We start from the raw sequence: 7,588 nt of genomic DNA on the forward strand, positions 1-7,588 counted from the left end.
TACTAGTCGGTTTTATGGTGATGTTCCTTTTTGCTCATATTTCTCCGAAATTTTATTATCAATGGACACCTTGGGCATTCGGTTTTGGATTGTTTCTATTAATTAGCGTATTGGCTTTTGGAAATATTGCTAAAGGGGCACGACGTTGGTTTGATTTGGGATTTTTTCATTTGCAGCCTTCTGAAATTATGAAACTAGCTATGCCCATGATGCTTGCTTATTATTTCAGTAATAAAAAATTACCCCCTCAGAAAACACCATTATTTTTTTCTCTAGTACTTTTAATATTCCCTGCTATTCTAACTGCGAAACAACCTGATTTGGGAACCGCCATAATAATAGGAATTTCAGGCTGCTCCGTTTTATTATTAGCCGGAATAAATTGGCGATTAATTTTGGTTTTTCTTGCTTTAGGTGCGTTGAGTACGCCCCTCTTCTGGCATTTTATGCATCCTTACCAAAAAGAGCGGGTATTAACTTTCTTTAACCCGGAAAGGGATCCTTTAGGAAGGGGCTATCATATTATCCAATCAAAAATCGCTCTCGGTTCTGGGGGTCTATTTGGCAAAGGATGGCTATATGGGACACAATCACATCTTCAATTCTTACCGGCTCATACGACTGATTTTATTTTTGCCGTGAGCGGCGAAGAGCTTGGTTTTATTGGCTGTCTTATCTTGCTTACCCTTTTCTTAGTTATTTTTATCCGCTGTTTATATGTAAGTAATCAAGCTCAGGATACTTATGGCCGTTTATTAAGCGGAAGTTTAAGTTTAACATTTATTTTGTCTGCATTAGTTAATATAGGAATGGTTGTTGGCATTTTACCCGTTGTCGGTGTACCCCTGCCGCTTATTAGCTATGGAGGCAGTTCTATTATTACGACAATGGCCGGATTTGGTATTATCATCTCGATACATACACATAGAAAATTATGGCCTAGTTAATTTAGGCAGAGTAGTTTCTGGAAACGCCTATAATGCGTTTATTTAGAACTCTAATTAAAGAGGGATTTACATGTTATTAAAAGAGTTTCTGGCAGCACTCTATATCTTATTATTCAGTACCGCCACCATTGCTGAACCCACTAAGCATCGCAATTACCTCCGAAAGCCAATACGTTCATTAATTATATGGTAAAACATTATCGATTTGAGCGTAAAAAACTTATTGATATCCTTTCTCACGCTAAATACAATCAAGAAGTCATCTATAAGATCACCCATCCGTACGAAGCAAAACCTTGGAATGTTTACCGCGATTATTTTCTAACAGAAACGCGTATTCAGGATGGTGTCAATTATTGGAAAGCCCATCAACACGCCTTAGAGTATGCTTACCATAGATATGGTATCCCTCCTGAAATTATCATAGCTATTATAGGTATTGAAACCAATTATGCTCAACAAGTTGGGAACTATTCCGCCTTAGACGCCCTAACCACTTTAGCTTTTCATTACAAAGCTCGTGCCAAATTTTTCTTGCACGAACTTGCTCAATTTTTTTTACTGACCGAAGAACAACAATTACCTATTTTTTTAATAAAAAGTTCCTATGCAGGCGCTATTGGTATTCCTCAATTCATGCCCAGCGCCTATCGACACTATGTAGTGAATTATTTTCAAGAAGGTGATATCGACCTTATGAAAGACAATAATGACGCCATTATTAGTGTCGCTAATTTTCTGCATACCCATGGATGGCAAAAGAATCAACCCATCGCATGCACACTCACTCATCAAAAGCCCTTGAGATCCTCGCTGATTTCCAAAAAAGTAAGGAAAATGAGGAGCATTAACTATTTGAAAAGTAAAGGAATAAACTCCTCGACTCCCCTTTTCCCCTCTCAAACAGCAGCACTGGTTCAGCTCCAACGAGCCAATGGCCCTAATAAATACTGGCTCATTTTTCCAAATTTTATTGTGATTATGCAGTATAATCCGCGTATAATTTACGCTATGATCGTTTATCAATTGAGTCAAGCGATTCATAAACAATATGATCAACAAGCTTCTTGAGTGCGCCTTACAGAAATATCAGCAAGGAAAGCTCAAAAAGGTCTTAAAAAATTATCAAGAGGTTTTTCAAGAAGATCCCACTGAAACAGAAGCCTTACCATAGTTCAGGAATTATTCTATCCGAACTTAGGGCGCCAGAACAAAGCGCTTATCTATCTGGATCAAGCTGCTTCAATTAGAGCCGGAAAATCCTGCTTTTCAAAATAGTAAAGGGAATATCCTGTCTTGCCAATAACACCCTCATTGAGGCAACTGCAATGTATAAATAAGACCATTCGACTCCAACCTATAACGATGCTACTGCCTATAAGAATACTGGTAATTGCTTTTTTTCGCCAAAAAAAATGGGACTGCGCTGAAAGGGAGTATCTAATAAGCAATTGCGTTGCGGCCTAATTTCGCCAACGCTCATTATAATTATGCACGACTTTTGATTAAGTAAGAAAATCATCATCAAACTATTTCTGAATTAAAGAAAAGCACTTGCAATTTCTCCTCGCTATGCTCAAGCGATCAGTCAATTGGATCACATTTATTTATATCAAGAAAATTATCCAAGCTATTGCTTATTATAAAAATCATATAGAACTCGAGCCGGAAAATGCCTGTGCTCAATATGATTGCGACCTTGCTTATCTCAAAAATAATTAATTTCAAGAAGCAATTGATCATTTTACTAATGCCCTTTTGTTGAATTCCAATCAGCCTGATTATTATTATGCTCTAGCTACCACTTATGTACATACAGCAAGGAGAGAACATAAGCTTGCTCTTGCTCATTATCTCCGTCAATTAGAAAAAGTGCCAACCATAGATTGTTATTACAATACCAGTGTGTTGCACATGTACCAAGAACGACATCGTTAAGCAATCGCTTATTTTAAGTAAATACTTGAATTAAAACTAGATTATTTAGAAGCTCATTTAAACATCGCCAACTTATAAAACCTCAATCCCAAAAAAGAAGAAAGAACTCTCCCTAGCGGCGCCCAAGGTTTACGTTCAACATCTTTTCGACGAATATGCTAATCTATGATTAGCATTTGGAGCTTACATTTTTAATACCGAGTTCCATAAGAACTCTATAAAGCTATTCAAAACGAACTTGAAAATGATTCGCCGCTATGCCCATTCTAAAAATTATTTAATCTCCCTTATTAAAGAAAATAATTTTGAGATATTATAATTCAATAACGTTATTTCTATACACACAAAAAAAAGAACCTGTTGAAGGTTATTTAATCTTACTGCGAAACTCTTAATTTTTCCTCTTCAGGAATGGAAATGCAGCTTACCTTTTAAGTTTATACCCAATAGCTGCTAAACGCTTAATAAGGGAAGGATGTGTTGAAAAAAGATCGCTTAATGAATTTCTGGGTTCGATACCCGCCTTGATTGGATCGTAAATATAGGCCGCTTTCCGAACGCTTTCATGGGGAGTTCGCGTATATTGAGACGCGTATTCGTCTCTATTTTGTATATGATCGTCTTGAATTTTTAATAGTGCCCGCGCTAAAGGTTCGTTGTCACGCATTAATTCTACGGAACTCGCGTCAGCCATATATTCTCGGACCCGACTTAGATAAAGCATTAATAGCATGGTTACTAAAGGTAATAAATAGCGCAACATTAATATAAAAATAACTAACTGATTTCGCCCTCCATTTTCTCGGGAACGCCCCCCAAAAAGAGCACTAAAAAAGAGAATATCTACAAAAAGCAAAAGAATATTAGCGAGCACGGAAGCTGTCAAAGTTAAGCGTATATCCATATGGCGAATGTGACTGACTTCATGTGCCATAACAGCTTCTAATTCGCTGCGATTCAATTTCATTAAAAGGCCATTAGTAATAGCAACCATTGCCGACTTTTCAGCAAAACCACTAGCAAACGCGTTCATATAATCCGCATCTATTATATAAATTTTAGGCATAAATTTAAGCGCCGCAGCGACCTTTAATTCTTCTACAACATTATAAAGTATCTTTTCTTGAACAGTTTTAGCAGTGCTGGAAGTAATTTCCCGATAATCGGTACCAAGAAGCATTAATTTATGATGGAAAGTAAATGTCACATACAAAGAAAATAGCGCAATTAATCCGGTAACAAATGTAGCAGTGGGAAATATTTTTAAAGTAATTAGCGCTGTAAAAAGTTGAGAAACCGTAGCCATTGGATAATGGCCTTCGTAAATATAGAGATCGATAAGAAGCCCAATCGCTAAATAAATTAATATAAAAGTAATAATAACTAAAACAGTTCGTCGTCGGTTTCGTCGTAATGACTCTCGCCAATCAATGGCAGTTGATTTAAAACCATGAATAGAACCCATATAGAGACCTATAACTGCACTTTATAATTCTCTTGTTGCTGAATTTTTCCGGCGGCAATTGCCAATAAGGAAAATCAAAATCTAATTTATTAGGAAATGTACGAACAACTATTGAGGGAAAGACCATTTTCTTCTTCGCATTGTAATGTTCAACGCTATCGTTATAAGCTTGTTTAGCGTAAGCCAATTTATTTTCAGTATTAACAATTGTCTCTTGCAACTGCATTGCATTTTGATTTGTTTTAAGATCAGGATACTGCTCAAATACGACATGTAATCCGCTAAGAATCGTGGATATTTTATTCTCTGCCTTCATACGGGCATCATCGTCACCTGCCTGTTTCGCCGTTTGTGCTTGGTTACGTAATGCTACCACATCTTTTAAAGTGGAACGTTCGTAATCCATGTATTTTTTAACAACATCCATTAACGATTCAAATACTTTATATCGTCGGTCCAATTGAATATCGATTTGTTTGTTATTGTTTCGAATTGCTTCTATTAAGGCAATTAAACTGTTGTAAGTTGCCACGCGTAGCCGCCTATCAAAACTAATAAAATAAGAATAATAACAAAAAATTTCATGGTCTTATCCCTTTGTTGTATCCTTCATATTATAACTTAGAGCTCAGCATATGTGCAAATTAATATAACCCAAAGTATAATAACCCAAAGTATAATGCAAGCTTTAAGCGCTCTTAAATGAAAAAGGGCCGGCAGCACAAAGATGTTTCTTACTCGGCTCTTTTCAGAGTATTTAATCTACATTGCAGAATAAAAAAAGAAGTCTTTTTTGATAGCCGAGTTTAGCCTTAATTCTATTAAAGAGCTCGGTAAATCGGCAAATCACAATCATTGAGAATCCTAATTTTGTTTTGCTTTTTCATCAATTAGGGCTTTGGCTTCATTCTGCAACTTTTCATTCAATAGTAATGATTTGGTTTCTCTATAAAATTTTTCTCCTTTAATTCTAAATTAATGCAGGTTAGTAAATTTTCTTTCTCTTCACAGAGTTCAATTTTTTCTAATCCGTTTTTAAGCCTTAGTAACTCTTCCCTTACTAAGATTTATATATACATACCAGAAAAAATATCTGTCATTTCCTAGCTTGTCGGTCTTCATATTAGGATCGAAATCCGTCATAGACTCGATCATTAAGTTGCTGATACATGTCAGTATAGCCTAGTCGGCATAGCCACCCAGATCACAATCTTTCAAATAAGATTTTTCTTCTTTACTTAACTGAAATAATTCCTTTAACAAAATGCCTATTGCATTAGAGATCATCCTCAAAGGTAAAAGCCTTTTTAGACTGTATATCGTACGACAAATATTTAGGTATCACTCTTAGCAAAAAACTATCCTGAGTTTCAGACAAACCAAAATCTAAAACTACACTTTCTTTTCTTTCAAGATCAAATAAAATATTTTGATGGGATGGATTTAAATCTCTATGTCGAATACCCTTATCATAAATTTCTGATATTTCTGATATTTCTTTGATTACTTTGTGGTCAATTAATAAACAACTACAGATATTTATATTTAAATCCAGTTCCACTTTGTTTTTCAAGATTTTCTTTTAAGCGTAACTCCTTGAAATTTATCCATAGCATAATTAAGTTTTTTCTTTACCCGTTTTTGTTTTTCTGAATAGAACAGAACTCACATTATGCCCATGGGCCTGTTGTGTAATTTCCAATTCTTTTTCAATATCTTCTTTTTCTTTTTTTAAAAAATTAGCTGGCCCTTTGTGAGCTTTCTGATTTTTGCGCTTTTACAACCATGTCCACTTTAGACATACTTGAACGACTTCACGTTTGTCATCCAATGTTAAACTATAATAGGCCTGGTAGGTTTTAACAAAATTACCTGCCTCTAAAAGGTTGTCTTTATCTACCACTAAAAAAGCTTTTCCATCCTGGAAAGAAATATAAACCTTAATTAAACAAAATACGGCGTTCTTTCACTTTGTAGGTTATCGAATAAATCTTGACTACTTTAAATTTTTTCTTTACATGTTGCTCCACGATTTAGTAAAGATTATTTTACATTCTTCTCTTGTACCAGTGTCCTTAATCAAGGAGCGCAAGGAATAGTCATAATATAGTTTATCGATTTTTTGATTTTCCCAAAATTGTGTAGCCATTATTTTATCTCGTTTTAGTTAGTTTATTTCAAAAAATAGTTCTCTGATGCCATCTGGGAAGACATTTCCTTCCGATCAAATTTTGGTTTTTTAACACTAGTTTTGTTGCCAGAAATAGCCTTAGAAGTTCATTTAAACAATCCGAATTAATTTATTAGCCAACTGGGTTTTCGAGTAACTCGCGGTTCCACCTCTGTAACTTCATCTATAGGCACAACCGTAGACGATGAAGACGATGTAGATTGGTCGTTCGGAAAATTGTTCTCCTGCTTTTGTCTAATCGCTTTTAGCCGAAGTTTAGGAACCTAATGATTTCTCTTTTCCATTTTTCCCTTCGGGGATCTAGTTCCTCCTCTCAATCAAACCATTCATCTGAACTCTCATTTCCTAATCCTTTTTCTGATTCAGAGTCACTTAATTCTATAGCCATACGGCTTACTAATATTGATGCCACATCATTCAATGGTGGTTCCTCTTTTGATTTCTCTGGTATCTCAAGTTTTTTTTTAATTTGTTTTTAAAATCTAAAATTGTTTTTAGGTCAAGTTCATCAGAAATAGAGGAAGTTTTTTTATCTTTCTCTAGAATTTTTTTAATTCCACTTTACTAAAATCAGCCAGGCTAAAATTGCCTACTTTAGGCGTCTGCTGCGATTGATTGTTTTGGCTCGTAACAGTGTGATTTGCCTTTAGCGGAAATGGTGGAAGCGCTGGAGGCAGCGGTGGCCGTAGCGCTGACGAAGTTGGTGGGAATGTATTTGATGTAGAGGAAGACAGAATCTTATGTTCCAAAAACGATAAAGCGGGAGAAACTTGAAGCTCTAATTTTTGAAAAATAGATGATTTATTGGCTGATCTTCCGCATGCATAATCAAATAAGGCTCTCCATTACGTCCTTTAAGAATATTTGAGAGCTTTTTATTATCTAGTCCTTTCTGATGATTTAAAATTTGCTCAATTTCAATTTTATATTCAGTGTCGGCAAGCTTAGAAAATTCAAACCTATTCGCAACTAATAGACAATAACACGGTCAATCATTTTCTCGGTTATACCTCCCCTCACTAATATCTTTAAAATTATTAGCATCTG

General features: G+C 35.3%; 6 protein-coding genes and 1 pseudogene. 4 read left to right on the forward strand and 3 right to left on the reverse strand.

Features of this window, described 5'->3' with window-relative positions; genetic code table 11:
- From rodA to B1F79_RS02490, 4 genes are all read left to right on the forward strand, one after another.
- Positions 1–947 (forward strand): rod shape-determining protein RodA (gene rodA, locus B1F79_RS02475; RefSeq protein ID WP_251365859.1); only part of this gene is annotated, 947 nt, incomplete at its 5' end.
- 177 nt (positions 948–1,124) lie between these two features.
- The gene (mltB, locus tag B1F79_RS02480) at positions 1,125–2,018 is read left to right on the forward strand and encodes a lytic murein transglycosylase B (protein ID WP_372443111.1); all 894 of its coding nucleotides are present in this window, start codon (positions 1,125–1,127) and stop codon (positions 2,016–2,018) included.
- A gap of 501 nt (positions 2,019–2,519) precedes the next feature.
- Positions 2,520–2,669, forward strand: coding sequence for a hypothetical protein (locus B1F79_RS02485; protein WP_251365861.1), 150 nt, complete (start codon positions 2,520–2,522; stop codon positions 2,667–2,669).
- Between the two features lie 39 nt (positions 2,670–2,708).
- A complete protein-coding gene (locus tag B1F79_RS02490; RefSeq protein WP_251365862.1) occupies positions 2,709–2,885 on the forward strand; it encodes a hypothetical protein in 177 nt (58 codons plus the stop codon).
- A 424-nt stretch (positions 2,886–3,309) separates the two neighbouring features.
- On the opposite strand, the gene htpX is transcribed toward B1F79_RS02490, so the two are convergent.
- The 3 genes and pseudogenes from htpX to B1F79_RS02505 form a co-directional block, all read right to left on the reverse strand.
- On the reverse strand, positions 3,310–4,350 hold the full coding sequence (gene htpX, locus B1F79_RS02495) for a zinc metalloprotease HtpX (protein WP_251365863.1): 1,041 nt from the start codon (positions 4,348–4,350) through the stop codon (positions 3,310–3,312).
- A gap of 8 nt (positions 4,351–4,358) precedes the next feature.
- Positions 4,359–4,935, reverse strand: a pseudogene (locus B1F79_RS02500) (LemA family protein).
- A 691-nt stretch (positions 4,936–5,626) separates the two neighbouring features.
- On the reverse strand, positions 5,627–5,923 hold the full coding sequence (locus tag B1F79_RS02505; protein WP_251365864.1) for a hypothetical protein: 297 nt from the start codon (positions 5,921–5,923) through the stop codon (positions 5,627–5,629).
- Between the last annotated feature and the right edge of the window lie 1,665 nt (positions 5,924–7,588).

The organism is Coxiella-like endosymbiont of Rhipicephalus sanguineus (assembly GCF_018687865.1).

Bases quoted from the DNA above. Each gene is read 5' to 3' on its own strand.
- B1F79_RS02485 (WP_251365861.1), top strand. From the start codon at position 2,520: ATGCTCAAGCGATCAGTCAATTGGATCACATTTATTTATATCAAGAAA.
- htpX (WP_251365863.1), bottom strand. From the start codon at position 4,350: ATGGGTTCTATTCATGGTTTTAAATCAACTGCCATTGATTGGCGAGAG.